This window comes from Arthrobacter sp. Bi83, assembly GCF_918698095.1.
Classification (GTDB): domain Bacteria; phylum Actinomycetota; class Actinomycetes; order Actinomycetales; family Micrococcaceae; genus Arthrobacter.
Genome location: NZ_CAKKLY010000002.1, coordinates 55,545 through 81,615, shown reverse-complemented (window position 1 = coordinate 81,615; position 26,071 = coordinate 55,545). Strand labels below are relative to the sequence as shown.

The window sequence follows — 26,071 nt, the reverse complement described above, 5'->3', positions numbered from 1 at the left end:
CGCTGTGCGCAGACCGATAAGCAGCGTTCAGGAGTCCGCGGGGCGTGACGTAGCCTCGCTTCATGGACTTCAAGCGTCTCCGGATACTCAGGGAACTGGCGGACCGCGGCTCGGTGGGTGCCACCGCCGAGGCGCTGGGCGTCACGCCCTCAGCCGTTTCGCAGCAGCTCAAGACGCTTCAGGACGAGCTCGGAGTGGTGCTGATGGAGAAGTCGGGCCGTGGCGTGAGGCTCACCGAAGCCGGCGCCGCGATGGCGCGGGCGGCGGCAGAGGTCGCCGTCGCGATGGCCAGGGCGGAGGCAACGGTGGACACGTACCGCCGGGGCTGGCAGACGCAGGTCAAGGCCGCCTTCTTCCCCAGCGCAGCGGAGATGCTCCTGCCGGGGCTCCTGCACCGAGTGAAGGAAATCGACGGACTCCGCTTTGAAGCCCACTTGGAGGATCCCGGCGTGGCGGGATTCGCTGGCCTGGCGGCGGACTATGACATCGTTCTTGCCCACAGCGTGGACGGGCCGGAGGTGTTTGCGCGGCGGGGCCTGGTGGTGGTGCCGTTACTGAACGAACCGTTGGATGTGGCCATTCCGTCCGGGCACGTGCTGGCTTCGAAGCCCAGTCTGACGGCGCAGGACGTGGTGGGGTTTCCCTGGATGGGGGTTCCGGAGGGGTTCCCGTTTGATACCGTCCTGCAGCAGATCGAGGCACAGGCGGGCACCACGGCAGTTCGCGCCCAGCTCTTTGCCGATCTTCGGGTCCTGGAGGCGCTCGTGAGCTCGGGTCATGGGCTATCGCTGCTCCCGCGCTATACCTCGCTGGGAAATCAAGGCAGGGGATTCGTTCTCCGTCCCCTGACCGGAGTGACGGCGCGCCGCAGCATCGTGGCCCTTGCCCGGCCCGAGGTGGCAGCAAGGACCACTATCCAGAGTGTCCTCGGCATGCTCAAGGCGGAAGCCAAGGCCCTCGCGGATGGCCTCGAAAAGGTGTGACCGCCGCCACGCGCCTCTCGCCCGGAGCCCCGCGAAGTCCATTATTTGAGACGCGAGTCCACTATCTGATCGAAATATTCCGGAAATCCCGCTTAACCGGCCATTCCAGGTCGTTGGCGCGGTTGCCGGAGTCATAGACTTTGACCCATGAGTGAGGACACCCAGATCGCAACCGACAACAAGCCTGACATCAAGCCCCGGAGCCGGGTCGTCACCGATGGCATTCACGCGGCTCCGGCACGTGGCATGTTCCGGGCCGTGGGGATGGGCGATGACGACTTCGCCAAGCCGCAGATCGGTGTCGCGAGTTCGTGGAACGAGATCACTCCCTGCAACCTTTCCTTGAACAGGCTGGCCCAGGGCGCCAAGGAGGGCGTCCACGCCGGCGGCGGCTTCCCGATGCAGTTCGGCACGATCTCCGTTTCCGACGGCATTTCCATGGGCCACGAGGGCATGCACTTCTCCCTGGTCTCCCGCGAGGTCATTGCTGACTCCGTGGAAACGGTGATGCAGGCCGAGCGGATCGACGGCTCTGTTCTGCTGGCCGGCTGTGACAAGTCGCTGCCCGGCATGCTCATGGCGGCCGCGCGCCTGGACCTGGCCAGCGTCTTCCTGTACGCCGGCTCCATCATGCCGGGCTGGGTCAAGCTCGAGGACGGCTCCGAAAAGGAAGTCACCCTCATCGACGCCTTTGAGGCCGTCGGCGCCTGCGCTGCCGGCAAGATGAGCATGGAAGACCTGACCCGCATCGAAAAGGCCATCTGCCCGGGCGAAGGCGCCTGCGGCGGCATGTACACGGCCAACACCATGGCCTGCATCGGCGAAGCCCTGGGCATGTCCCTGCCGGGTTCCGCGGCGCCGCCCTCGGCAGACCGCCGCCGCGATGAGTTTGCCCGCAAGTCCGGCGAGGCAGTGGTGAACCTGCTGCGCCTGGGCATTACCGCCCGGGACATCATGACCAAGAAGGCGTTCGAGAACGCCATCGCCGTGACCATGGCCTTCGGCGGCTCCACCAACGCCGTGCTGCACCTGCTGGCCATCGCCCGCGAAGCCGAGGTCGAGCTGACCCTGGATGACTTCAACCGCATCGGCGACAAGATCCCGCACCTGGGTGACCTGAAGCCGTTCGGCCGCTACGTCATGACCGACGTCGACAAGATCGGCGGCGTGCCGGTCATCATGCGCGCACTGCTGGACGCCGGCCTGCTGCACGGCGACTGCCTCACCGTCACCGGCAAGACCGTGGCGGAGAACCTGGCTGCCATCAACCCGCCGGACCTGGACGGCAAGATCCTCCGTGCGCTGGACAACCCGATCCACAAGACCGGTGGAATCACCATCCTGCACGGTTCCATGGCACCTGAGGGTGCCGTGGTGAAGAGCGCCGGCTTCGACGCCGACGTCTTCGAAGGCACCGCGCGGGTATTCGAGCGCGAGCAGGGTGCTCTTGACGCGCTGGACAAGGGCCTGATCAAGGCGGGCGACGTCGTGGTGATCCGCTACGAAGGACCGAAGGGCGGCCCCGGCATGCGCGAAATGCTCGCCATCACCGGAGCCATCAAGGGTGCGGGCCTCGGCAAGGACGTCCTGCTCCTGACCGACGGCCGCTTCTCCGGCGGCACCACGGGCCTGTGCATCGGCCACGTTGCCCCTGAAGCGGTCGACGGCGGTCCGATCGCCTTCGTCAAGGACGGTGACCGTATCCGTGTGGACATCGCTGCCCGGAGCTTCGATCTTCTGGTCGACGACGCCGAACTCGAGTCCCGCAAGATCGGCTGGGAACCGCTTCCGGCCAAGTTCACCAAGGGCGTCCTGGCCAAGTACGCCAAGCTGGTGCACAGCGCCTCCACCGGAGCATACTGCGGGTGACACAAAGTTGAGCCCGTCGCCGTTAGGGCGGCAGGGCTTAATAAGAAGCTCCGTTAGGTCCCTGGCGATGGGCGTTCGCGCCGTTCGCCGGGGGTAGGAGCGAGAAGTGACCGGACCGGGATGTTCGGTTGATGGACAATGAAGTCCAAATGGTGAGACGGCGGTCAGCTTCGTTGACACGCATCCCACCAGAGGGAAAACTGAACGCATGATCGCATTCGTTACCGTCGGCGCCGTCGTCGTACTTACCAAGCGCGTGGCTCCATAGCCCGACTGGTAACGAACTGTCACGCGCAACCCCTCGAAGAGCCGCCAGGCTGAGGGGTTTTTTTATTTTCCAGCGTGACAGCAGTTTCAGCTTTCATGTAGCACCGCCCCAATTCAAGATTCACTAAGGAAGAGTCCGATGAGCAAAGGATCGCCGATCAGCCCCTCGCTGATGGCTACTAAGTCCGCTGGAGCCCCCAAGGCTCCGGAACGCGCCGACCGGACGGCTGAAACCGCCGTCGGCGTCGACACTGCTGCAACCGCCTCTCCGGTCCTCGGGCCGAACAACGTTGTACCCCCAACGGTGATGACCGGCTCGCAAGCTATTGTCCGCTCGCTCGAAGAACTCGGCGTCGACGATATTTTCGGTTTACCCGGTGGCGCGATCCTGCCCACCTATGACCCTCTGATGGCCTCCAAAATGAACCACGTTCTGGTCCGTCACGAACAGGGAGCCGGCCACGCCGCGCAAGGCTATGCCATGGTCACCGGGCGGGTGGGCGTCTGCATCGCCACCTCGGGCCCCGGTGCCACCAACCTCGTAACCGCCATCATGGATGCCCACATGGACTCCGTCCCGCTCGTGGCCATCACCGGCCAGGTGTCCAGCGGAGTCATCGGGACCGATGCCTTCCAGGAGGCGGACATTGTCGGCATCACCATGCCGATCACCAAGCATTCGTTCCTGGTCACGGACCCCAACGACATCCCCCATGTCATGGCTGAGGCCTTCCACCTCGCCTCGACGGGCCGGCCGGGACCTGTCCTTGTAGACGTTGCCAAGGACGCCCAGCAGGGCCAGATGACATTCTCCTGGCCGCCGAAAATCGATCTCCCGGGCTACCGTCCCGTGGTCCGCGGGCACAACAAGCAGGTCCGCGAGGCGGCCAAACTGATCGCGGCAGCCAGCAAGCCTGTGCTGTACGTCGGCGGCGGCGTGGTCAAGGCCCACGCCTCGGCCGAACTGATGGAGCTGGCGGAGCTGACCGGTGCCCCCGTGGTCACCACGCTCATGGCACGCGGCGCCTTCCCGGACTCGCACCCGCAGCATGTCGGCATGCCCGGCATGCACGGAACTGTGTCCGCCGTGACGGCCCTGCAGCAGTCGGACCTCCTGATCACCCTCGGCGCCCGTTTCGATGACCGGGTTACCGGCATCCTGAAGTCGTTCGCGCCCAACGCCAAGGTGATCCACGCAGACATCGATCCCGCCGAGATTTCCAAGAACCGCACGGCCGACGTCCCGATTGTGGGCTCCGTCAAGGAGATCATCCCGGAGCTCACCGAAGCGGTGCGGACCCTGTTCGGGACCGCGGGCACGCCGGACCTCGCGAACTGGTGGACGTTCCTTAACAACCTGAAGGACACGTACCCGCTGGGGTGGACCGAGCCCGAGGACGGTCTCAGCGCCCCGCAGCGCGTCATCGAACGCATCGGCGCGCTGACGGGCCCTGAGGGAATCTACGTTGCGGGCGTGGGCCAGCACCAGATGTGGGCCGCGCAGTTCATCAAGTACGAGCGCCCGCACGCCTGGCTGAACTCGGGCGGCGCCGGCACCATGGGCTACGCGGTTCCCGCAGCCATGGGCGCCAAGGTGGGGGAGCCGGACCGTGTGGTCTGGGCCATCGACGGCGACGGCTGCTTCCAGATGACCAACCAGGAACTGGCCACCTGCGCCATCAACAAGATCCCCATCAAGGTCGCCGTGATCAACAACTCCTCGCTGGGCATGGTCCGGCAGTGGCAGACGCTTTTCTATGAGGGCCGCTACTCCAACACGGACCTCAACACTGGCCACGACACCGTCCGGATCCCGGACTTCGTCAAGCTGGGCGAGGCCTACGGCTGTGCGTCCTTCCGCTGCGAACGCGACGAGGACATCGACGCCACGATCCAGAAGGCCCTGGCAATCAACGACCGCCCCGTGGTTATTGATTTCGTTGTCAGTCCTAACTCCATGGTGTGGCCGATGGTGCCCGCCGGCGTCAGCAATGACCAGATCCAGGTTGCCCGCAACATGACCCCGGAATGGGAAGAGGAGGACTGAACATGCCCCGCCACACACTGTCTGTTCTGGTCGAAGACAAGCCCGGTGTGCTGACCCGCGTCGCGAGCCTCTTCGCGCGCCGGGCCTTCAACATCAATTCCCTGGCCGTCGGCCCGACGGAAGTCCCGGGCATGTCCCGGATGACCGTTGTCGTCGACGCCGACGGTGACCTGATCGAACAGGTCACCAAGCAGTTGAACAAGCTGGTCAACGTGATCAAGATTGTTGAACTCACCTCAGAATCTTCCGTACAGCGTGACCACATCCTGGTCAAGGTACGTGCGGATGCCGCAACACGCCTGCAGGTGACCCAGGCTGCAGACCTGTTCCGTGCTTCAGTGGTCGACGTCTCCACAGACTCCGTGGTCATTGAAGCAACCGGCCACCCAGAAAAACTCACGGCACTCCTTTCAGTGCTCGAGCCCTTCGGTATCCGCGAAATCGTGCAGTCCGGCACCTTGGCCGTTGGACGGGGATCCCGCTCCATGAGTGACAGGGCGTTGCGCAGCGCTTAAGGCACAGCCTTCCTGCAGCGCATGCCTAGGCATTACCGCACCACAGACCACCATCTATAAAGAATCCACTCAAAGGAGACACCCCAGTGACTGAAATGTTCTACGACGACGACGCCGACCTGTCGATCATCCAGGGTCGCAAGGTTGCCATTGTCGGCTATGGCTCTCAGGGCCACGCCCACGCGCTGAACCTGCGCGATTCCGGCGTCGAGGTTGTCATCGCGCTCAAGGAAGGCTCGAAGTCGATCGCCAAGGCCGAGGAAGCAGGCTTCACGGTCAAGAATGTTGCCGACGCCGCCGAATGGGCCGACGTCATCATGATCCTGGCACCGGACCAGCACCAGCGCTCGATCTACAACGACTCCATCAAGGACAAGCTGACCGCGGGCAAGGCCCTGGCTTTCGCACACGGCTTCAACATCCGCTTCGGCTACATCGAGGCTCCGGAGGGCGTCGACGTCATCCTGATCGCCCCGAAGGCTCCCGGCCACACGGTGCGCCGCGAGTTCGAAGCCGGCCGTGGCATCCCGGACATCATCGCCGTGGAGCAGGACGCCACCGGTTCCGCCTGGGAGCTGGCCAAGTCCTACGCCAAGGCCATTGGCGGCACCCGCGCCGGTGTCATCAAGACCACCTTCACCGAAGAGACCGAAACGGACCTCTTCGGCGAGCAGTCCGTCCTGTGCGGCGGCGTGTCCCAGCTGGTCCAGTACGGCTTCGAGACCCTGACCGAGGCCGGCTACCAGCCGCAGATCGCCTACTTCGAGGTGCTTCACGAGCTGAAGCTCATCGTTGACCTCATGTGGGAAGGCGGCATTGCCAAGCAGCGTTGGAGCGTCTCCGACACCGCAGAGTACGGCGACTACGTCTCCGGCCCGCGCGTCATCACCCCCGAGGTGAAGGAAAACATGAAGGCTGTTCTCGCCGACATCCAGAACGGTGCCTTCGCCAAGCGCTTCATTGACGACCAGGACAATGGCGGCGCCGAATTCAAGGAACTGCGTGCAAAGGCAGAGCAGCACCCGATCGAGGGTGTGGGCCGCGAACTTCGCTCCCTGTTCTCCTGGCAGCAGCAGGACGAGGACTACGTCGAAGGCTCTGCAGCCCGCTAGGGCTGAGGCTTACGCTTAGGAGCCCTTCAGAACGCGACAGTGAGGCCGGGTTCACACTTAACAATGTGAGCCCGGCCTTTCCGTCAGCCTAGACTTAATTCATCCCCCGGACTGCAACGCAGAGGATCAGCCGTGTCAAAACCCGTAGTACTGCTCGCCGAAGAACTTTCGCCCGCCACAATCGAGGCCCTTGGCCCGGACTTTGAAATCCGCCAGACCGACGGCGCCGACCGCTCCCAGCTGCTCTCTGCCATTGCGGACGTCGACGCCATCCTGGTGCGGTCCGCCACGAAGGTGGACGCCGAAGCCATCGCAGCGGCGAAGAACCTGAAGGTCATCGCCCGCGCCGGCGTCGGGCTGGACAACGTTGACATCAAGGCGGCCACGCAGGCCGGCGTCATGGTGGTCAACGCCCCGACGTCCAACATCGTCTCCGCCGCCGAACTCACGGTCGGCCACATCCTGAGCCTGGCGCGCCACATTCCGCAGGCCAGCGCCGCCCTCAAGGACGGTGAGTGGAAGCGCTCCAAGTACACGGGCATCGAACTCTTCGAGAAGAAGATCGGCATCATTGGCCTGGGCCGGATCGGCGCCCTGGTGGCCGCACGGCTCCAGGGCTTCGACACGGAAATCCTCGCGTACGATCCGTACATCACCTCCGCCCGCGCTGCCCAGCTCGGCGTGAAGCTTGTCACCCTGGATGAGCTGCTTGCGCAGTCGGACTTCGTGACGATCCACATGCCCAAGACCCCCGAAACGGTCGGCATGCTCGGCGCTGACGCCTTCACCAAGATGAAGCCTACGGCCTATGTCATCAACGTGGCCCGTGGCGGACTCGTTGACGAGGAAGCCCTCTACGCGGCACTGCAGGACGGCCAGATCGCCGGCGCGGCAGTGGACGTCTTCGTCCAGGAGCCCAGCACAGACCTGCCCTTCTTCAAGCTGGACAATGTTGTGGTCACCCCGCACCTGGGTGCCTCCACGGACGAAGCCCAGGAGAAGGCCGGCGTTTCCGTGGCCAGGTCAGTACGACTCGCCCTCGCCGGTGAGCTCGTGCCGGATGCGGTCAACGTTGCCGGCGGCGTGATCGCCCCCGACGTCCGCCCGGGCATCCCACTGATCGAGAAGCTGGGCCGCATTTTCACAGCCCTTACCCACGCCTCCCTGACCCAGATCGACGTTGAGGTTGCCGGTGAGATCGCCTCCCTCGACGTCAAGGTCCTGGAGCTCGCTGCCCTCAAGGGCATCTTCGCTGACGTTGTCACCGAGCAGGTGTCCTACGTCAACGCGCCCGTCATCGCTGAACAGCGCGGCATCAACACCCGCCTCATCACGACTCCCGATGCCGAGGACTACCGCAACGTCCTGACCCTGCGCGGAGCCTTGAGCGACGGCAGCCAGATCTCCGTTGCCGGCACCCTGACCGGCCCGAAGCAGGTGCAGAAGCTCGTTGGCGTCAACGGCTACGACGTCGAAATCCCCATCAGCGAACACCTCGTGGTGGTGTCCTACGCTGACAGGCCCGGCGTCATCGGTACGATCGGCCACATCCTGGGTATGAACAACATCAACATCGGCGGCATGCAGGTGGCACGCCAGGCAGAGGGCGGCCAGGTGCTGGCGCTGCTCACCATCGACAGCTCCGTCCCGCAGCAGGTGCTGGACGCCATCAAGGCCGGCATCGGTGCGGAAATGGTGCGCGAAGTGGATCTCGAGGACTAGGGATCCCGCCCCGGGGTGAACTCTGCGCGGCAGGGAGGACACCCCGGCTAAATATGATTGGCCGGTCTGCGTACAATGGCTACGTCCGAATTAAGGATCTTGCCGGCAGACCGGCCAATACTTTTTGCACGCCCGCAAGGGAAACCTCCACCTCCAAAGGTGATCGAGTCGTGCGCACGCAATCCAGGTTTCAGGGAGCCCAATGAACGCCGTCCAGAGGTTCATCAGAAGCAAAGTGCTGCTGCTGACCGCTGCCATTTTGATCGCCGCCATGTGCCTGTCCGTCCTCGTCCAGAACCAGTCGCAGGCAGCGCTGAACCGGACCGTGGACGAAAACTCGCGCGGGCTCTATGACATCCTGGTCCAGGCCAAGGCGGGTTCCGGGGGTGCACTGATGCAGCCGGAGATCGCCAACGGCCAGGGCGGCATCAGCTTCGGCCAGCTGCAGGGCATCAGGGACCTCTCGGGCACCTCGGTCGCAGCCCCCATCAGCCTGGTCTCCCGCGTCACCCAGAACCTGGAAGCCCCGCGGCTTGAGGCCATGGACTACCTCGGCTTCAACGCCGGGCTGGTGGGCACGGCTACGGCAAGCCAGCCGGGCGGCACAGATCCCAGCAAGTGGCCGGCCGCACAGTCGGTCCTCAGCGATACTCCCAAGAAGTACCGCCTGACGGCCAGCGCCACCAGTTCCGACGGCGCTTCCGAGCAGACTCTCTTCAAGTCCACCGCGGAAGGAACCCTCGGCAAGGCCCGACTCGTCGAAGAACAGGCGGCCGGCGGCAAAAGCATCCGCATTGCCGGACCCGAGGGTGAGACGGGCATCAAGTTCCCGGCACCCGCGGGCGGATCCGAGCACAACCTCTTCAACCTCTCCGTAGCCCTGCCCATGGCGCCGGAGGTCACCGAGTCTGTGGTCGCCGTCGACCCCGTTTCGGAGCGCGCACTGCTGGGAACCGCCGGCGACTTCCTTGCCCCGCTGGAGAAGGCACCGCCGGCCGACGCCCGCAACGCGGGCGCGATCGGACGCCACTTCGAAAGCCTCTTCACCACCGGCATCGGCATGAAGGAACTCGAGGAGGGGCCCGATTTCCTGGGCGTGAAGCTCAAGTACTGGGCGCCGCTGATGACCCAGTACCAGCAGGCCAAACTGAACGGCCAGCTGACCGAGGATTCCCAAGCCATACCCCTGATTGTCCGCTCGGGCACGTCCGTTGACCTGAAATACTCGGTGAAGATCGAGGAAATCGATGACTCCGGGAACGTGGTCAAGGAGGTCGGGACGGTGGACCGGTCCCTGGACAAGGATTACCTTCCGTTCGTCTCCAAATCGCCCTTTGCCCTCGCCTGGCCGGGATCCACCGATTACTCCAAGCTGCTGGGGAACTCGTCGAACTTCAGCCGCGGCCTCTACACCCCTGCCACCTGGAGCACGAACTTCGCGTCAGCTCCCAAGTACACGGATGGCTCCACCGCGGGCAACGGTGCTGTCGACAAGACCGCAACGCCGGGCGAGTGGGTCACCGTCAACCGTCTTCCGGAGAAGACAGCGGCCGGGGAACCTGTGGACCAGACCCAGCGCAATCCGGTCGATGAGCGCTCCTACCGGGACAACCTCGAAACGGGGAAGAAGCTCGCCGCACCCCTGGCCATGGTCTACGGGACGTTCGACCCCGCCGCCGTCAAAGAAGCGGCTGGGGATGTGAACAGGCTTCCGCTGGGCGGCTACGACCCCACTCCGCTGACGCTGACCAAGGACGCCCAGGGCAAGGATGTCCAGGACACCACGCTCAAGCCGTCACTCAGTGCCACCGGGCTGGTCAGCCAGTCGGCCGGCGCCATCACGGACTTCTACGGTCTCGCGGCCGCACGCGGGTTCGAGAAGAACACCTCGGTCGTCGACGCCGTGCGCGTCCGGGCCAGCGCGCCTGGAAGCTGGAAGCAGGCCCAGCCGGAGGTTGAAAAGCTCGCCAACGAGATCCGGGACATGGGCCTTGAGGCCACCATCGTGGCCGGCTCTGCGCGCGAGGACGCCAACATCTTCGTCCCCGGCTACTCCAAGGACGACGCCGGCAAGGAATCTGCGCTGGGCACCGTCCAGCAATCATGGGTCAGGCAGGATGCTGCCGACGCCGTGTCCGGCTCGCTGACCGCCACCAACCTCACGCTTCTCTTCCTCACCCTCTGCGGCGCTGCGCTGCTGACAGGCGCCTCCACCGTCAGCTACGTCCGGCAGCGCCGCCGCGAGGCCGGCACCCTGCGCGCCATGGGCTGGACCCAGCGGCGGATCCGCTCGTGGGTGCTGGAGGAATTTGCCGTCGGCGCCGGGCTTCTGGCCGTCGCGGGTATCGTCCTGAGCCTGCTGAGCTGGAACCTCGCCACGGTGATTGTCTCGGCGTCGGTGCTGTTCCTGTATGCGGCCGCGGCCTTCTTTGCAGCCCAGCAGCTCCGCCACCGCGAGGAGATCGACCAGGAACCCCAGCACGACGAGCGGCTCATCGCCGTCGACTCGCCCCTGACGTTCGCAAACCGGCAGCTGAGCACCAACCGCTTCAATGCCATCTCGCTTGCCGTGGCCGTCGGAGTGTTCGGTGCAGCAGTGGGCGGCCTGATCGCCCTGCTGATCGACATCCCGCGTGCCGCCGGCGCCAGCGCACTGAGCGGCCTGGCTGCTGCCAGCGTCGCCCTGCCAAGCATCGTCCTGGGCCTCTCCGGAGTTGCGGTGGGACTCCTGCTGACGCTCGTCACCGGCCGCTTTGAACTGCAGGCCAAGCGCCAGTACCTGGGCACCCTTGAGGCCATGGGCTGGAACCCCGACATGCTGGGCCAGGTCCGTTTCTTCGAAAATGCCCTGGTGGGCGCGGTGGCTGTGCCATTGGGCGTGCTGGGCGCCCTGGGCGTGGGGCTGCTCCTGGCCCCCTATGCCGCGCTCTGGGCCGCCGTGGCCGGGCTCGTGGCCGTACTTTGCTGGATTCCGATTGCAACGAAAGTAGTCCAATGACCAACGACCTTAACCTTCGCCGGGCGCGCGGGAACGACGACGGCGAGGGCTCGCTCCAGACGCGCGCCAACACCCTCGTCAAGGCCGCCGATCACGGTACCCCGCTCGAGCTGAGCAATATCACCATCCGCTACGGCGGCGGAAAAGGCGGAGCCGACGCCGTCAGCGTGGTGGAGGGCTTCGACCTGACGCTCCACGCAGGTGAGATGCACTGTGTCGCCGGCCGAAGCGGCTCCGGCAAGACCAGCATCCTGACCGTGGGCGCGGGACTCACCCTGCCGACGTCGGGCCGGGTGCTGTGGGAGGGGCAGTCGCTCGAAAGCATGGGCGATGACGAGATCGCTGACCGCCGGCGTGCCCTGATCGGCTACGTCGACCAGGGCGGGGCGCTGATCGACGGCATGAGTGCCCTTGAAAATGTCCTGCTGCCCGCAGTCCCGGACGGTGAAGTGGATAAGCGCCGCGACATGGCCAAGGACCTCTTGGATCTTGTGGGACTTGGCCGCCGGATGAGGCACCGCCCAGCCCAGCTCTCCGGCGGTGAGCGCCAGCGCGTCGCCATTGCCCGGGCCCTGATTCTGGGAACACGCGTCCTGGTAGTGGATGAGCCCACAGCCAGCCTGGACCGCGCGTCCGCCAACCGCATCATCAGCATCCTTAAGGACACGACGTCCGACGGGATTGCCGTCCTCGTTGCTTCACATGACCACGAACTGGTCCGGCTGAGCGATACGCTGACCGAACTGATCTAGATTCATCCCTCCGCACTAAAGGTAACGTTCCGCCCGTGACTTCCCCAGACAAGCGCCCGTTCTACATCACCACGGCCATCACCTACCCCAACGGTGTGCCGCACATCGGCCACGCGTATGAGTACATTGCCACCGATGCAATGGCCCGTTTTAAGCGGCTCGATGGCTACGACGTGATGTTCCTGACGGGCACTGACGAGCACGGTCTGAAAATCGCCCAGGCCGCGGAGAAGGAAGGTGTCACGCCGAAGGAGCTCGTGGACCGGAACGCGGAAATCTACAAGGCGGCGCACGCTGCCCTGGGGATCTCCTACGACCGCTTCATCCGCACCACGGACACCGACCACTACACCGCTTCGCAGGCCATCTGGAAGAAGATGGAAGCCAACGGCGACATCTACCTCTCCAAGTACGAGGGCTGGTACTCCGTCCGCGACGAGGCCTACTACGTGGAAGACGACACCGTGGTGAAGGAGGACGGCGACCGGTACACCAAGGAGACCGACACCCCTGTCACTTGGACGGCCGAGGAGAGCTACTTCTTCCGCCTCTCCAACTACCAGGACAAGCTGCTGGCGCTCTACGAGGCGCAGCCGGAGTTCGGCGCCCCGCAGTCCCGTTTCAACGAGGTCATCAGCTTCGTCAAGCGCGGCCTCGAAGACCTCTCCATCAGCCGCACCACCTTTGACTGGGGCGTTCCGGTACCCGGCAACGACAAGCACGTCATGTACGTATGGGTGGACGCCCTGACGAACTACCTGACCGGCGCCGGATACCCGGATGTGGAATCGGCGTCCTTCAGGAAATTCTGGCCTGCCGACGTCCACGTGATCGGCAAGGACATCTCGCGCTTCCACGCCATCTACTGGCCTGCTTTTCTGATGAGTGCCGGCCTGGAACTGCCGCGGCGCGTGATGATCCACGGCTTCCTGCACAACAATGGAGTGAAGATGTCGAAGTCGCTGGGCAACGTGGTGGCCCCGGCCGACTTCGTAGCCCAGTACGGCCTGGACCAGGTCCGGTTCTTCTTCCTCCGTGAAGTGCCTTTCGGCGCAGATGGCAGCTACAACCACGAGGCGATCGTGGGGCGGATGAACTCGGACCTCGCCAACAACTTCGGAAACCTGGCGCAGCGGTCGCTGTCCATGGTGGCGAAGAACTGCGAAGGCCGGGTGCCGGTCCCCGGAGCCTTCACCGCCGAGGACCAGGCCATCCTGGCCCAGGCGAACGGCCTGCTTGAGCAGGCGCGCGCCGCCTTCGACAAGCAGGAATTCAGCCGTGCCCTTGAAGCGATCTGGGGTGTGCTGGGCGACACCAACGCGTACTTCGCCGAGCAGGCCCCCTGGGTCCTGCGGAAGTCCGACGTCGAACGCATGCGGACTGTGCTGTACGTGACCCTTGAGGTGCTTCGCATCGTCGCGATCCTGGCGCAGCCGGTCATGCCGGGGGCGTCGGCGGCCCTTCTGGGCACGTTGGGGCAGCCGGAGGGCGACGCCCGGCAGTTCGCTGCCATCCCGACGCCGATTGTCGCCGGCACCGAACTGCCCGCGCCGGCACCGGTCTTCCCCAAGTACGAAGAGCCCGCCGAAGCGTAGCCCCCTGCCGGACGCTCCCTCACCCTTCACCGGAAGGGCGGGGGAGCGTTCGCCTTTAATCCCCCCGTCGCGGCGCTGCTCGAATAATGAGACGGTTTGACCAGAATGTGGATGGCTTGGCTACCCTGAAAACATGAGCGCATCAACGATCAATCTCGCTGTCATCCCCGGTGACGGCATTGGCCCCGAGGTCATCGCCGAAGCCATCAAGGTCCTCGAAAAAGTGGTCGCCGCCGAAGGCGTCACCCTCGAGCAGACCCACTACAAGCTCGGTGCGCAGCACTGGCTGGAGACCGGCGAGACACTTCCGGAGTCCGTGCTCGAGGACCTGCGGACCCGCGACGCCATCCTGTTCGGCGCGGTCGGCGCCGCCCCCGGGGACACCCGGATCCCCTCCGGCATCATCGAGCGCGAGATGCTCCTCAAGCTGCGGTTCAGCCTTGACCACTTCGTCAACCTGCGTCCCTCCAGGCTCTACGGCGGCGTGGGCAGCCCGCTGTCCGCCCCTGGAGCCATTGATTTCATCGTGGTCCGGGAAGGCACCGAAGGCCCCTATGTGGGCAACGGTGGCACCCTGCGTGCCGGCACCCGCCATGAGGTGGCCACGGAAGTCTCGCTGAACACCGCGCATGGCGTGGAGCGAGTGGTGCGCGATGCGTTCCGGCGCGCCAGCGAGCGCCCGCGCAAGAAGCTGACCCTGGTCCACAAGCACAACGTCCTGGTGTACGCCGGGCACCTCTGGAAGCGCACGGTGGAAGCCGTCGCCGAGGAATTCCCCGAAGTCAGCCACGACTATCTGCACATCGACGCCGCCACGATCTTCATGGTCACCGACCCCTCACGCTTCGACGTGATCGTCACGGACAACCTCTTCGGCGACATCATCACGGACCTCGCTGCGGCCATCACCGGCGGCATCGGACTGGCAGCATCCGGTAACATCAACATGGACCGGACGGCCCCGTCCATGTTTGAACCGGTTCACGGATCCGCTCCGGACATTGCCGGGCAGCAGAAGGCGGACCCCACGGCCGCCATCCTGTCGGCGGCGCTGCTGCTGGACCATTTGGGCTTCTCCGACGCGGCACGCAAGATCGAGACCGCGGTGGTGGCCGACGTCGAAAGCCGCAACGGCGAAGCGCGGACCACCAGCGCCATTGGCGACGCCATTGCCGCTGCCGTTTAGCCCCGTCCAGCAGGCGTAAGCTTGACCTGAATCACCAAAATGCTGCCGTGGTCCGATGCTGAACCACGTTCACATGCCAGGCAGCCGACAGTGGAGGAACCATGACTCAGACTGCCCATGGCGTCGAATTCACCCAGCAGCCGTCGGCCACCCCGAAGTCTGCTGAAGAGCGTGCAGCCATCCTGGCGAACCCGGGTTTCGGCAACTACTTCACCGACCACACCGCGATCGTTGACTACAGCGTCGATGAAAACGGACAGGGCGGCTGGCGCGATGCCCGGATTGAGGCCTACGGGCCCATCATGCTTGACCCCTCGGCAGCCGTCCTGCACTACGGGCAGGAGATCTTCGAAGGGCTCAAGGCCTACCGGCACGCCGACGGCACCATCTGGACCTTCCGGCCCGAGGCCAACGCCGCGCGCATGAACCAGTCCGCCCGCCGCCTGGCCCTGCCGGAGATTCCGGCCGAGTACTTCCTGGGTGCCATCCGTGAACTCGTGGCCGCGGACAAGGAATGGGTCCCGGCCGGCGACGGCGAGGCCCTTTACCTGCGTCCATTCATGATCGCCACCGAGGCATTCCTGGGCGTCCGCGCCGCCCGCGAGGTGTCCTTCCGGGTCATCGCGTCGCCGGCAGGCAACTACTTCGGCGGCGAGCTGAAGCCCGTTTCCATCTGGATCTCGCGACAGTACGCCCGCGCAGGCCGCGGCGGTACCGGCGCCGCGAAGTGTGGCGGCAACTACGCGGCGTCGCTGATCGCGCAGCAGGAAGCTGAGGCCCACGGCTGCAAGCAGGTGCTGTTCCTCGACCAGTTCAACGACAACGCGGTAGAGGAACTGGGCGGCATGAACGTGTTCTTCGTGATGAAGGACGGCTCGCTGGTCACGCCCGCCCTGACCGGAACCATTCTTGAGGGCGTCACGCGGATGTCCGTCATGCAGGTGGCCAAGGACATGGGCCGCGAAGTCGCAGAGCGCAAGATCACGCTGGATGAATGGCGTGACGGCGTGGCCTCCGGTGACATCACCGAGGTCTTCGCCTGCGGCACCGCCGCCGTCATCACACCCATCGGCGTCCTTAAGGACGACACGGAGTTCATCGGTTCGGAGGACGCCAAGGCTGGCGAAACCACCATGGCCATCCGCGAGCAGCTGCTCGGCATCCAGACGGGCAAGGTCGCCGACACCCACGGCTGGCTGACCCGGCTCGCCTGACGCTTTTGTACGTACGACGGCGGGTGGCCGGGGTGGTGCCGTTGCGGCACTGAACCGGCCGCCCGCCGTCGGCGTTTCCCGGAAATGCAAGAATGGGACTGTGAATCCGGACATCACGCCAGCCCTCAAAGCCAGCAGCCCGCTGACCAGGTTCCACCTGGCCCCGAACCCCGGGCCCATGAGCCTGGACGGCACCAATTCGTACCTTATTAGTGCAGGGGGCCATCCAGGGACCGCTGTGGTGGACCCTGGCCCGCTCGACGAGGCGCACCTCCATGCGCTGGCCGCTGCTGGTTCCGTGGAACTGATCCTGATCACCCACCGCCATGCGGACCACACCGCCGGGGCGGCGCGCCTCCACGAACTGACGGGTGCGCCCGTCCGCGCGGCCGACCCGGCGCACTGCATCGGGGCCGCGCCGCTCCGGCCCGGTGAGACCATCGCAGTTGCCGGAACCGAAGTCCGGGTGGTCGCCACCCCGGGCCACACCTCCGATTCGGTCTGCTTCCACCTGCCCCTCGACGGGCCGGCCGGTTCCGTGCTCACCGGCGACACGATCCTGGGCCGCGGGACTACCGTTCTGGACCACCCGGACGGCCGTCTGGATGACTACCTGTCTTCCCTCGACCGGCTGGAACTGCTGGGGCCAGCCACCGTGCTGCCTGCGCATGGTCCGGTCCTTCCGGCACTCGACGCCGTGGTCCGGGACTACCGCAGCCACCGCCTGGACCGGCTCAGCCAGATCCGGGCGGCCCTCGCCGGCTTGGGAGGGAAGGCCGGAGTCGCGGAGGTCACGGATGTTGTCTATGCCGACGTCGATCCGGCAGTGCGGCGCGCGGCCGAGAATTCGGTGGCTGCCCAGCTGGAGTATCTGCGCACCCTGCACGACCGGACCTGACGGCGGGACGCGACGGGGGAGCCGAACCAAGACTGTAGGCTTGGAACCATGCGTATTGCCCGGTTTGTAGTCGATTCTGATCCCCTCTACGGCGTTGTTGAAGGCCAGTCCGGCAGTGAGGAAATTACTGTCATCAACGGCGACCCGTTCTTCAACGGCGTGGAACGCACGCACGTCCGCCACAAGCTGGAGGACGTCCGCCTGCTCGCACCCATCATTCCCCGCAGCAAGGTCATCGGCGTGGGCAGGAATTTCGTGGAGCACGCCCGCGAGCTCGGCAACGAAGTGCCGCAGCAGCCCCTGCTGTTCCTCAAGCCCAACACCTCGGTGGTAGGCCCGAACGATCCCATCGTGCTGCCGGAGTTCTCCGATGAAGTCTCCTACGAGGCCGAGCTCTGCGTCGTCATCGGCCGGATCTGCAAGGACGTTCCGGAAGAACGCGCGGACGACGTCATCTTCGGGTACACCTGCGGCAATGACCTCACCGCCCGGGACGTTCAGAAGACCGACCTGCAGTGGGCCCGCGCCAAGGGGTTCGACACCTCCGCGCCGCTGGGGCCCTGGATCGAAACCGAACTGGACCCCGAGGACCTGTCCATCAAGGGGTGGCTCAACGGCGAACTCCGCCAGGACGGCAGCACCAGCCAGATGATCCGCGGCGTCCGGGAACTTGTTTCCATCGTCTCGAGCGCGTTTACCCTCCTCCCCGGCGACGTCATCATGACCGGCACCCCGGCCGGCGTCGACCTCGTGCAGGCCGGTGACCGGTACGAGGTGGAAATCGAGGGCATCGGCAGGCTGTCCAACCCGATAGTCCGCCGCTAACTGCTTTTCGCTCCGATTTCGGACGGCCGCACCGTGGATCCACGGTGCGGCCGTCCGTTTTCGTAGCGGATGTGCGCACCGGAGCCTGCGTCGAAATCCGTGATCGGGCAGGCGGTAAAGTTGGAGTCACTATGACTACTCCTTCTGCGCCCAACGCCGTCCCCGGCTCTGCCCCCCTCGAAGTCACGCGTGAAGTCACTGCCGACACCCCCGTCCGCGTCCGGTTCTGCCCGTCACCCACCGGCACCCCGCACGTCGGCCTGATCCGCACGGCCCTCTTTAACTGGGCCCACGCCCGGCACACCAAGGGCACATTCGTGTTCCGCATCGAGGACACGGACGCCGCGCGCGACTCGGAGGAGAGCTACCAGCAGCTGCTGGAGGCCCTGAAGTGGCTCGGCATCTCCTGGGAAGAAGGCGTGGAAGTCGGGGGTCCGCACGAGCCCTACCGCCAGTCGCAGCGTCTGGACCTCTACAAGGACGTCGTGGCCAAGCTGATCGACGCCGGATACGCCTACGAGTGCTACTCCTCGCCGGAGGAGGTCGAAGCCCGCCACCGGGCAGCCGGCCGCGATCCCAAGCTGGGCTATGACAACTTCGACCGTGAGCTCTCCGAGGAGCAGCTGGCGGCGTTCCAGGCCGAGGGCCGCAAGCCCGTGCTCCGCGTCCGGATGCCGGATGAGGACGTCACCTTCACCGACATGGTCCGTGGCGAGATCACCTTCAAGGCCGGCAGCATTCCGGACTATGTCATTGTCCGCGCCGACGGTTCCCCGCTGTACACGCTGGTCAACCCGGTCGACGACGCCCTGATGGGCATCACGCACGTCCTCCGCGGTGAGGACCTGCTGTCCTCCACGCCCCGTCAGGTGGTGCTGATCCGCGCGCTCATGGACATCGGCGTCGCCAGCTACATGCCGGTCTTCGGCCACCTTCCGTACGTCATGGGAGAGGGCAACAAGAAGCTCTCCAAGCGCGATCCGCAGTCCAACCTGTTCCTGCTCCGGGACCGTGGCTTCATCCCCGAAGGCCTGCTGAACTACCTCTCGCTGCTGGGCTGGAGCCTGTCCGCCGACGAGGACATCTTCACGGTGGAGCAGCTGATCGAGCACTTCGACGTCAACGACGTACTCGCCAACCCGGCCCGCTTCGACATCAAGAAGGCCGAAGCCATCAACGGCACGCATATCCGCATGCTCGACCCGGAGGACTTCCGCGGACGCCTGGTCCCGTACCTCAGGGCCTCTGGATTCGTCGGGGAGAGCCTGAGTGAACGGCAGGAGGAGATCCTCGCCGAGGCTGCCCCGCTGATCCAGGAGCGCATCTCCCTGCTGGGTGAAGCTCCGGAAATGCTCGCCTTCCTGTTCAAGAAGGACGACGCGATCGACGTCGCGGACGACGCCCGCAAGGGACTGCCCCAGAACCTCCAGGAGGTTCTCGACGCTGCCGTGGCGGCGCTCGAGCCCATCGACGACTGGAACGCTGAGAACATCCAGACCGCCTTGAAGCAGGCCCTCGTGGAGGACCTTGGCATCAAGCCGAGGCTGGCATTCGGGCCAGTGCGCACGGCCATCTCCGGGCGCAGAATCTCACCGCCGCTGTTCGAGTCCATGGTGATCCTGGGCAAGGAATCGTCGCTGGCGCGGCTGCGCGCCTTCCGCGGCTGATGTCCCGGCCGGCGGCCGTGGAAGCGACCGAATCCATGCAGCGAGCCGTCCTGGACCGCCGGTTCGGCGCGGTGGGAGGCGTTCTTTTCGACATCGACGACACCCTGGTTGACCTGGGCTTCGCCATGACCACCGCGCTGCGCGATGTCAGCGAACATCTCCTGCCCGGCCTGGACCAGGCCGGGTGGGAGAAGTTCGGCAGGATCTTCACCCACGAAACCACGCACTACTACGACCGCTACCTGGCCGGCGAACTGACCTTCAATGAGCAGCGGCTGCTCCGGGGCCGGGCGGCGCTGGGCCATTTCGGCGTCGACCTGGGCGAAGGTGAGGAATCCCGCAACTGGCTCAGTTCCTATTCGCGCCTGCAGCCCAGCTACGTCAGGGCGTTCGAGGACGTCGTACCCCTCCTGGATGCGCTGGACGCTGCCGGCATACCCTACGGGGCGGTGAGCAACAACGTGCATGACTACCAGCGCGTCAAGCTCGACAGTGCCGGGCTTGAACGGATCCGCGTTCTGGTGGGCACAGATACCGTGGGGGTGCCCAAGCCGGATCCGGCAATCTACCTGGAGGGCGTGCGGCTTCTGGACAGCTCCGCGGACAGCACGCTGTATGTCGGGGACAACCGCCTGCTCGACGCTGAAGGATCGACGGCGGCAGGACTGCTGGGCGTGTGGCTGAACCGCACCGGGGAGGCCGCCCCGGGCTTTCAGGGGCACGAGGTCGGCACCCTGCTGGAGCTGCTGGCCAGGGACTAAGGGCTCTCCTGCAACGGCAGGCTGTTTCGCGCCGGGTTTCGGAACGCCCGGTTTCGGAGCGCCTGGATTCGCAGTCCCCGGTTCCTCAGGATGAGGTAGGCAGCGACCGAGCCGAGGCTAAGGACTCCCACCAGCGCCACGGCCATCGCGGCATCGGACTGGCCAACATGGTTCGACGGCGAAACCGCGGCGATGGCCGAGTGGAGCGTGCCCGTGCCTTCGGCGATCCGGGCGTTGCCATCGGCGAGCTTGGCCGCTCCGCTGGCAAGCCGGGTGGAGCCGGCTGCAAGCCTGGTGTTGCCGTCCGAGAGCTTCGAGGCCCCGGCAGCGAGTGCCCTGGACCCGCTGAGCAACCCCTGGCTGCCGGGATTTGCGGGGTCGCCTTTGATGCCGGCGTTGAGCGCCGAGGTTCCCGCGGCGAGCCGCGAGCTTCCCTGCGTGATCCTGGCGGTGGCTTTGAGCAACCCCGGATGGGCAGGGTCTCCCGGCACACCGTCCATCCCGACTCGGAGCTTGGCCGTTCCTTCCGCGAGGAGACGGGTGCCCATCACGACGCCGGGGTTGTTCGGATCCGTGCTGTTCAGCCTGCCTGCCAGCGTGCTGAACCCAGCGGTCAGCTTTCCCGTTCCGGCGTGAAGCTGCCCTGCCCCCGCATCCAGACGTGCCGCGCCGGCGTTGAGCTGTTCCGCGCCTGCCTGCAGCTGCGAGGCTCCGGCGTCCAGCTTCTGTGCCCCCGCCCGGATCTTGGCGATCTTGTCCTTGACCACAGACAACGGAACCAGCCCCTGGACGGGATCCGACGCCGCGGACTCCAGCAGCTCCAAGGCCTGTGCCAGCGCCGCCGTTCCGGTACCTGCCGCGGGATCGTTGTTCGCACCCCGGTAGCCCTTGAGTTGCACGGTGCCGGCCTCCAACTTGTCCGTGCCGGCAGCAAGTTCACCGGTTCCCGCCGCCAGCTGCCCTGCACCGCCGTCAAGCCTGGTGGCGCCGTCGGCCAGGTTATTCGGGGCATTCCCCGCCGGGGTCTGCGTCAGGGCTGCGGACAACTGCACGGATCCGGCCGCAAGCTTGTGGGCACCGTCATCCACCTTGTAGACGCCAGGGGCGAGCTTGTTGTTGACATCCGTTTCGATCTTGACGGCACCTGCGGCGAGCTGGCCGGCACCGGTTTCGAGCCTGTTGGCCCCCGGCGCCAGTTTGCCGCTGATGCCGGTGTAGATCTTTTCCGCGCCCTCAGAAAGTTTGACGGACCCTGCATTGGCCTGTCCGGCACCGCCGGAAAGCCTGCCAGCACCCGCTTTCAGCTGCTCCGCGCCGGCTGACGCCCTTTCTGCCCCGTCCTGCAACCTGGCCGAACCGTCTGCGACGCGTCCCGTCACGACGGTGTAGAACCCCAGCAGCGCCATGAGCAGAAGCGCCAGGATGGCGACGGCAAGCTGTTGGGCCCGGGTTCGGGTTTTGCTGGGCATGGTGGCACGGCTCTGTGGCACGGATAATTCCTCTCGACGGGTTTCCGGCGGCGGCTTTGCTGCCGGGCACTCCCGGGGCTGTGATGCAGCTAACAATCAAAAAAGGCTGCAACTCGGCCAGCATGGGGGCGGGGGAGGGGCTGTTACTCGGCGGTAACTTACCGAGCGTAAACTTATTTTCCCCGGCTTGGCAAGGATTTTCCTGCCACGGAGGTCCCGGTGCCACCGAAACGGGCCGCTTAGCGCCGTTCTTGGAGGGTCCGTCCGCTCGATTTGTGCCGGGCAAAACTCTCGGGTAAAGTAATTACTCGTGCTGAGGCGCTCGGAGCGCAGGATTGGTCCTGCTGAACCGGCCCGAAAGTTCCATTGGGATATGGTGTAATTGGCAACACTACGGTTTCTGGTACCGTCATTCTAGGTTCGAGTCCTGGTATCCCAGCTCTGAAAAATCCGCGGTGTTCCGCAGATTTTCGGGAGTTTCAAAGAGAATCGTCAATTTGAAACACAAGCCGAGTGTATGAAAGAATCACTTGGCTGGCCGGCAGAAATGCTGGTTGGAAAGTACGCGGCCCCATCGTATAGCGGCCTAGTACGCTGCCCTCTCACGGCGGTAACGCGGGTTCGAATCCCGCTGGGGTCACCAATGATCAGGCTTCGGGCAGCAGCCCGGGGCCTGATCTGTTTAACCGGCCCCATGTGCCTGGCGGATCGATTTGACTGGCCGGCCAGCGCTCCGGCCATGCCTGACCCGCAAAATTCCCCAAACTGGCATGATGATGCTGTGACCTCCTTCACCGAGCCTCCGCGGCCTGACAGGCCGCCCCAGAGCCAGAAGCCAGTAGAGCAGTCAGCTGGCGCGGTCGCGCTCCTGGAGTCCGTTCACAGCGACCTGGCTTCAGTATCGCTGCCGCTGAGGCTTCCCGGCGTGGAGCAGGCAAGGTTGGAGATCCGCAATTCGGTAGCCCAACTCGATGACTACATCCTCCCGCGGTACCGGAGCCTCGACGCTCCGCTGCTGGCCGTCGTCGGAGGTTCTACCGGTGCGGGCAAATCTACCCTCGTGAACGCGCTCGTTGGCCACCCCGTCACGCGTGCCGGAGCCATCCGCCCCACTACACGCCAGCCCATACTCCTGCACCACCCCGGAGATGCTGCCTGGTTTGAGGACCAGCGCGTTTTGCCAAGCCTTAGCCGCATCCGGGGCTCGGTGGTCTCCACCCAGGTGCCTGCCAATCAGGCCGGTCCCACGCCGGACGCAGCCTCGATCTCGTCGCTGGTCCTGGTGGGAGACCCCGCCGTGCCGCAGGGAATTGCGCTCCTGGACGCGCCGGACATCGATTCCATCTCAGATGACAACCGTAAGCTGGCCAACCAGTTGCTGGCGGCGGCCGACCTCTGGATTTTTGTGACCACCGCCAACCGCTATGCAGATGCAGTCCCTTGGAAGCTGCTGCTCAACGCAGCGTCGCGGGACATCATGGTCGCCGTGGTCCTCGACCGGGTCCCCCCGGCGGCCGAGGCCGAGGTCAGCCAAGACCTGCTCGCCATGCTTGCCCGGGAGGGGCTCGGCGAAGCCGGACTGTTCGTCATTCCGGAAGTTTCCCTGGACCGGTTCGGCATGCTGCCCGCGGCCGCCGTTGAACCGCTCAAGACGTGGCTTGGAAATCTCGCCGCCGACGCCGCCGGGCGGGCAGAGATTGCCCGACGCACGCTCAACGGAACCGTCCAGGCCCTGGGCCAGCGCGTCCACCGCGTGGCTGAGGCCTCGGGGGAACAGAGCCGCGCCGCGGAGATTCTCCGCGACGACGCCCGGGCCGCCTACAAGGACGCTGTGACCCGGATCCTCAACGCCACGAAGGACGGCGCGCTCCTGCGCGGTGAGGTGCTGGCCCGCTGGCAGGACTTCGTGGGCACGGGAGAGTTCTTCCGGAGCCTGGAGCAGAACATCGGACGGTTCCGGGACCGCATGGGGGCATTTTTCCGCGGTGAACCAGCTCCGGCCATCAAGGTGGAAACCGCCATCGAAACGGGGCTGCAGGCAGTCATCGTCGATGAAGCCGCCAACGCGGCGGAGGACACGGACCAGCGCTGGCGCTCGGATCCTGCGGGGCGACAGTTGCTGGGCACGGACGACCTCTCCGGAACCAGCCCCGGGTTTGCAGCCGAGGTGGCCGCGGAAATCCGGGCCTGGCAGGAGAGTCTGATGGAACTGATCCGGACCGAGGGCCAGGGCAAGCGGACGCAGGCCAGGTGGCTGTCGTTCGGCATCAACGGCCTCGGCGCCGCGCTGATGATTGTGGTCTTTTCCATGACTGCAGGCCTGACCGGACTTGAGATCGGCGTGGCGGGCGGGACCGCCGTCGTCGGTCAGAGGCTGCTTGAGGCCTTCTTCGGCGAGGACGCCGTACGCCGTCTCGCCCAGACCGCCCGAGAAGATCTCCACTCCCGCTGCCAGACGTTGCTGCAGGGTGAACAGCAGCGCTTCCTGGACCGGCTGGCATTTGACGGCGGCGCATCGGCCGAAGTACTTGCCGGCCATGCCCGGTCTTTGGCCCGGCTGGCGGGCGCCGCATGAGCCGCCACAGCGTGGTCAAGGAAGCAACGCAGCTCCAAAGCCGCCTTGAAGCATTGAACAATGCCCGCGAGCTGGCCCAAGGGGTCCTGCCGGCTGAGGCGTTGGATGAGGCGTTCCAGGTCCTGGAGCGCGCCAGTTCGCGGCGGTCACTTTCCGCCGACCATACCGTCGTGGGATTTTTTGGGGCAACGGGAAGCGGTAAGTCAACCCTTTTCAATGCCGTCCACGGGGCAGAAATCGCGACGGCGGCCGCCCGCCGGCCCACTACCTCGGAACCTTTGGCGAGTGTCTGGGGAGCGGACGGCAGCGAGACGCTGCTTGACTGGCTGGAGGTGCGCCAGCGCCATCACGCTGTGCCAGTGGAGGGATTCGCGGACGAATCAAGCGGGCTCATACTTCTTGACCTGCCGGACTTCGATTCGACGAGGGCCGCAAACCGCGAGACCGTGCAGCGGCTGGTGGGTATGGTTGACGTCCTGGTGTGGGTGCTGGATCCGCAAAAGTACGCCGACGCCGCCGTCCACAATGACTTTCTGGCCCCGTTGGCGTCACACGGCGCCGTGACCCTTGTGGTGCTGAACCAGATCGACCGGCTCCCCGACGCCGATGTGCAGCCGGTCCTGGAGTCGCTCAGGGGCATCCTCGTCCGCGACGGGCTCGGCAAGGTCCAGGTTCTGGGGGCTTCGGCCCTTACCGGGGCCGGGGTGGACAAAGTCCGGGCGGCGATCGGCCACGTGGCGGCGCAGCGGGCGGCCCTGTCACTGAGGCTCTCCGCGGATGTCTCAAGGGCGTCCGCACGGCTGCAGGATGCGTCCGGGACCGGCGAGGCAGCCGGCGTGAAGGGCGGATCGAAGGCGCGGCTGGCGGAGGAGTTGGCGATCGCGGCCAACGTCCCGCTGGTCGTCGATGCCGTAGGCCGCTCATACCGGCAAGAGTCCACCCGGCGCACAGGCTGGCCGGTGACAAGGTGGCTGGTCCGGTTCCGGCCGGACCCGCTCCGGCGCCTGAACCTGCGCCGCGGTACCAGTGCCGAGGTGAACAGGACCTCGCTGCCTCCCGCAGGTGCCCCGGAACGGGCCAGAACGGACGCCGCGGTCCGTGACTTTGCCGACGCCGCGAGCGACGGCGCACCGGGCCCGTGGCGGGCGTCGATCCGGAACGCAGCCCGGCAGGGGAGGGACAGGCTCCCGGATGCTTTGGACCAGGCCATCGCCGGTGCCGACTTGAGAGCGGGACGGAGATCCTGGTGGTGGGGCGTTTTCAACGTGGTCCAGTGGCTGGCGCTGCTGACGGCCGTGGGCGGACTGGGGTGGCTTGGCCTGCTCGCGGTCCTCGGCTATTTGCAGTTGCCGATCCCGGAGGTGCCCCGCGTGGAGGGCTGGCCTATTCCCACCCTCATGATTGCCGGCGGCGCGGCGCTGGGCATCCTCCTGGCGATCACCGCGAAATTCATTACCGCCGGCGCGGCCCGTGCCCGGGCGGCGTCAGCGCGCAAGCGCCTCAAAGCAGCCGTAGTGCAGGTCGCGGCGAAACATGTGGTGGAGCCCGTGGAAACCGAAATCAGCCGGCTAAAGGCCTTCAACGCAGCGGTCAGGGCCGCCAGCAGATGACCCGAC

Annotated in this window: 18 protein-coding genes and 2 tRNA genes; 19 read left to right on the top strand and 1 reads right to left on the bottom strand. The window is 65.6% G+C overall.

Annotation, left to right across the window (positions count from 1 at the left end):
* The first annotated feature begins 62 nt into the window (after positions 1-62).
* The 15 genes from LQ144_RS01810 (at position 63) to LQ144_RS01740 (ending at position 20,411) form a co-directional block, all read left to right on the top strand.
* A complete protein-coding gene (locus LQ144_RS01810) occupies positions 63-983 on the top strand; it encodes a LysR family transcriptional regulator (protein ID WP_230116851.1) in 921 nt (306 codons plus the stop codon).
* A gap of 147 nt (positions 984-1,130) precedes the next feature.
* Positions 1,131-2,852: a dihydroxy-acid dehydratase gene (gene ilvD / locus LQ144_RS01805; protein WP_230116850.1), complete on the top strand. Its 1,722-nt coding sequence runs from the start codon at positions 1,131-1,133 to the stop codon at positions 2,850-2,852.
* A 406-nt stretch (positions 2,853-3,258) separates the two neighbouring features.
* Entirely contained in the window at positions 3,259-5,166 is a 1,908-nt protein-coding gene (locus tag LQ144_RS01800; RefSeq protein ID WP_230116849.1) for an acetolactate synthase large subunit, read from the top strand.
* A gap of 2 nt (positions 5,167-5,168) precedes the next feature.
* Entirely contained in the window at positions 5,169-5,681 is a 513-nt protein-coding gene (gene ilvN / locus LQ144_RS01795) for an acetolactate synthase small subunit (protein WP_230116848.1), read from the top strand.
* Between the two features lie 86 nt (positions 5,682-5,767).
* Positions 5,768-6,793 (top strand): ketol-acid reductoisomerase, encoded by a 1,026-nt coding sequence (gene ilvC, locus LQ144_RS01790; RefSeq protein ID WP_230116847.1) that lies wholly within the window; start codon positions 5,768-5,770, stop codon positions 6,791-6,793.
* Positions 6,794-6,925: 132 nt separating this feature from the next.
* A complete protein-coding gene (gene serA / locus LQ144_RS01785) occupies positions 6,926-8,515 on the top strand; it encodes a phosphoglycerate dehydrogenase (protein ID WP_230116846.1) in 1,590 nt (529 codons plus the stop codon).
* Between the two features lie 202 nt (positions 8,516-8,717).
* Complete coding sequence (locus LQ144_RS01780; protein WP_230116845.1) at positions 8,718-11,513, top strand: ABC transporter permease; 2,796 nt, start codon at positions 8,718-8,720, stop codon at positions 11,511-11,513.
* Positions 11,510-12,265 (top strand): ATP-binding cassette domain-containing protein, encoded by a 756-nt coding sequence (locus LQ144_RS01775; RefSeq protein ID WP_230116844.1) that lies wholly within the window; start codon positions 11,510-11,512, stop codon positions 12,263-12,265. Before LQ144_RS01780 ends, LQ144_RS01775 begins: the two co-directional genes overlap by 4 nt.
* A gap of 35 nt (positions 12,266-12,300) precedes the next feature.
* Positions 12,301-13,860: a methionine--tRNA ligase gene (gene metG / locus LQ144_RS01770; protein WP_230116843.1), complete on the top strand. Its 1,560-nt coding sequence runs from the start codon at positions 12,301-12,303 to the stop codon at positions 13,858-13,860.
* Between the two features lie 133 nt (positions 13,861-13,993).
* Positions 13,994-15,046, top strand: coding sequence for a 3-isopropylmalate dehydrogenase (locus LQ144_RS01765; protein ID WP_230116842.1), 1,053 nt, complete (start codon positions 13,994-13,996; stop codon positions 15,044-15,046).
* A 101-nt stretch (positions 15,047-15,147) separates the two neighbouring features.
* Positions 15,148-16,260 carry a branched-chain amino acid aminotransferase gene (locus tag LQ144_RS01760; protein WP_230116841.1) on the top strand — a complete coding sequence of 371 codons (1,113 nt, stop codon included), beginning with the start codon at positions 15,148-15,150 and terminating at the stop codon, positions 16,258-16,260.
* Positions 16,261-16,360: 100 nt separating this feature from the next.
* Positions 16,361-17,158, top strand: coding sequence for an MBL fold metallo-hydrolase (locus tag LQ144_RS01755; protein ID WP_230116840.1), 798 nt, complete (start codon positions 16,361-16,363; stop codon positions 17,156-17,158).
* Positions 17,159-17,206: 48 nt separating this feature from the next.
* On the top strand, positions 17,207-17,983 hold the full coding sequence (locus LQ144_RS01750) for a fumarylacetoacetate hydrolase family protein (protein WP_230116839.1): 777 nt from the start codon (positions 17,207-17,209) through the stop codon (positions 17,981-17,983).
* A 131-nt stretch (positions 17,984-18,114) separates the two neighbouring features.
* The gene (gltX, locus tag LQ144_RS01745) at positions 18,115-19,650 is read left to right on the top strand and encodes a glutamate--tRNA ligase (RefSeq protein WP_230116838.1); all 1,536 of its coding nucleotides are present in this window, start codon (positions 18,115-18,117) and stop codon (positions 19,648-19,650) included.
* A 35-nt stretch (positions 19,651-19,685) separates the two neighbouring features.
* The gene (locus LQ144_RS01740; RefSeq protein WP_230116837.1) at positions 19,686-20,411 is read left to right on the top strand and encodes an HAD family hydrolase; all 726 of its coding nucleotides are present in this window, start codon (positions 19,686-19,688) and stop codon (positions 20,409-20,411) included.
* Here the strand turns inward: LQ144_RS01740 and LQ144_RS01735 are convergent.
* Positions 20,408-21,901, bottom strand: coding sequence for a hypothetical protein (locus tag LQ144_RS01735; RefSeq protein WP_230116836.1), 1,494 nt, complete (start codon positions 21,899-21,901; stop codon positions 20,408-20,410). The genes LQ144_RS01740 and LQ144_RS01735 overlap by 4 nt on opposite strands.
* Before the next feature lie 346 nt (positions 21,902-22,247).
* Between LQ144_RS01735 and LQ144_RS01730 the strand changes: the two genes are divergently transcribed.
* The 4 genes from LQ144_RS01730 (at position 22,248) to LQ144_RS01715 (ending at position 26,065) form a co-directional block, all read left to right on the top strand.
* Positions 22,248-22,319 (top strand) — tRNA-Gln (locus tag LQ144_RS01730).
* A 128-nt stretch (positions 22,320-22,447) separates the two neighbouring features.
* A tRNA-Glu gene (locus tag LQ144_RS01725) sits at positions 22,448-22,523 on the top strand.
* A gap of 96 nt (positions 22,524-22,619) precedes the next feature.
* A complete protein-coding gene (locus tag LQ144_RS01720) occupies positions 22,620-24,455 on the top strand; it encodes a dynamin family protein (protein WP_230116835.1) in 1,836 nt (611 codons plus the stop codon).
* A complete protein-coding gene (locus tag LQ144_RS01715; protein WP_230116834.1) occupies positions 24,452-26,065 on the top strand; it encodes a GTPase in 1,614 nt (537 codons plus the stop codon). Before LQ144_RS01720 ends, LQ144_RS01715 begins: the two co-directional genes overlap by 4 nt.
* The last annotated feature ends 6 nt before the right edge of the window (positions 26,066-26,071 follow it).

Bases quoted from the DNA above. Each gene is read 5' to 3' on its own strand.
- LQ144_RS01810 (WP_230116851.1), top strand. From the start codon at position 63: ATGGACTTCAAGCGTCTCCGGATACTCAGGGAACTGGCGGACCGCGGC.
- ilvD (WP_230116850.1), top strand. From the start codon at position 1,131: ATGAGTGAGGACACCCAGATCGCAACCGACAACAAGCCTGACATCAAG.
- LQ144_RS01800 (WP_230116849.1), top strand. From the start codon at position 3,259: ATGAGCAAAGGATCGCCGATCAGCCCCTCGCTGATGGCTACTAAGTCC.
- ilvN (WP_230116848.1), top strand. From the start codon at position 5,169: ATGCCCCGCCACACACTGTCTGTTCTGGTCGAAGACAAGCCCGGTGTG.
- LQ144_RS01780 (WP_230116845.1), top strand. From the start codon at position 8,718: ATGAACGCCGTCCAGAGGTTCATCAGAAGCAAAGTGCTGCTGCTGACC.
- LQ144_RS01775 (WP_230116844.1), top strand. From the start codon at position 11,510: ATGACCAACGACCTTAACCTTCGCCGGGCGCGCGGGAACGACGACGGC.
- LQ144_RS01765 (WP_230116842.1), top strand. From the start codon at position 13,994: ATGAGCGCATCAACGATCAATCTCGCTGTCATCCCCGGTGACGGCATT.
- LQ144_RS01760 (WP_230116841.1), top strand. From the start codon at position 15,148: ATGACTCAGACTGCCCATGGCGTCGAATTCACCCAGCAGCCGTCGGCC.
- LQ144_RS01750 (WP_230116839.1), top strand. From the start codon at position 17,207: ATGCGTATTGCCCGGTTTGTAGTCGATTCTGATCCCCTCTACGGCGTT.
- gltX (WP_230116838.1), top strand. From the start codon at position 18,115: ATGACTACTCCTTCTGCGCCCAACGCCGTCCCCGGCTCTGCCCCCCTC.
- LQ144_RS01740 (WP_230116837.1), top strand. From the start codon at position 19,686: ATGCAGCGAGCCGTCCTGGACCGCCGGTTCGGCGCGGTGGGAGGCGTT.
- LQ144_RS01720 (WP_230116835.1), top strand. From the start codon at position 22,620: ATGCCTGACCCGCAAAATTCCCCAAACTGGCATGATGATGCTGTGACC.
- LQ144_RS01715 (WP_230116834.1), top strand. From the start codon at position 24,452: ATGAGCCGCCACAGCGTGGTCAAGGAAGCAACGCAGCTCCAAAGCCGC.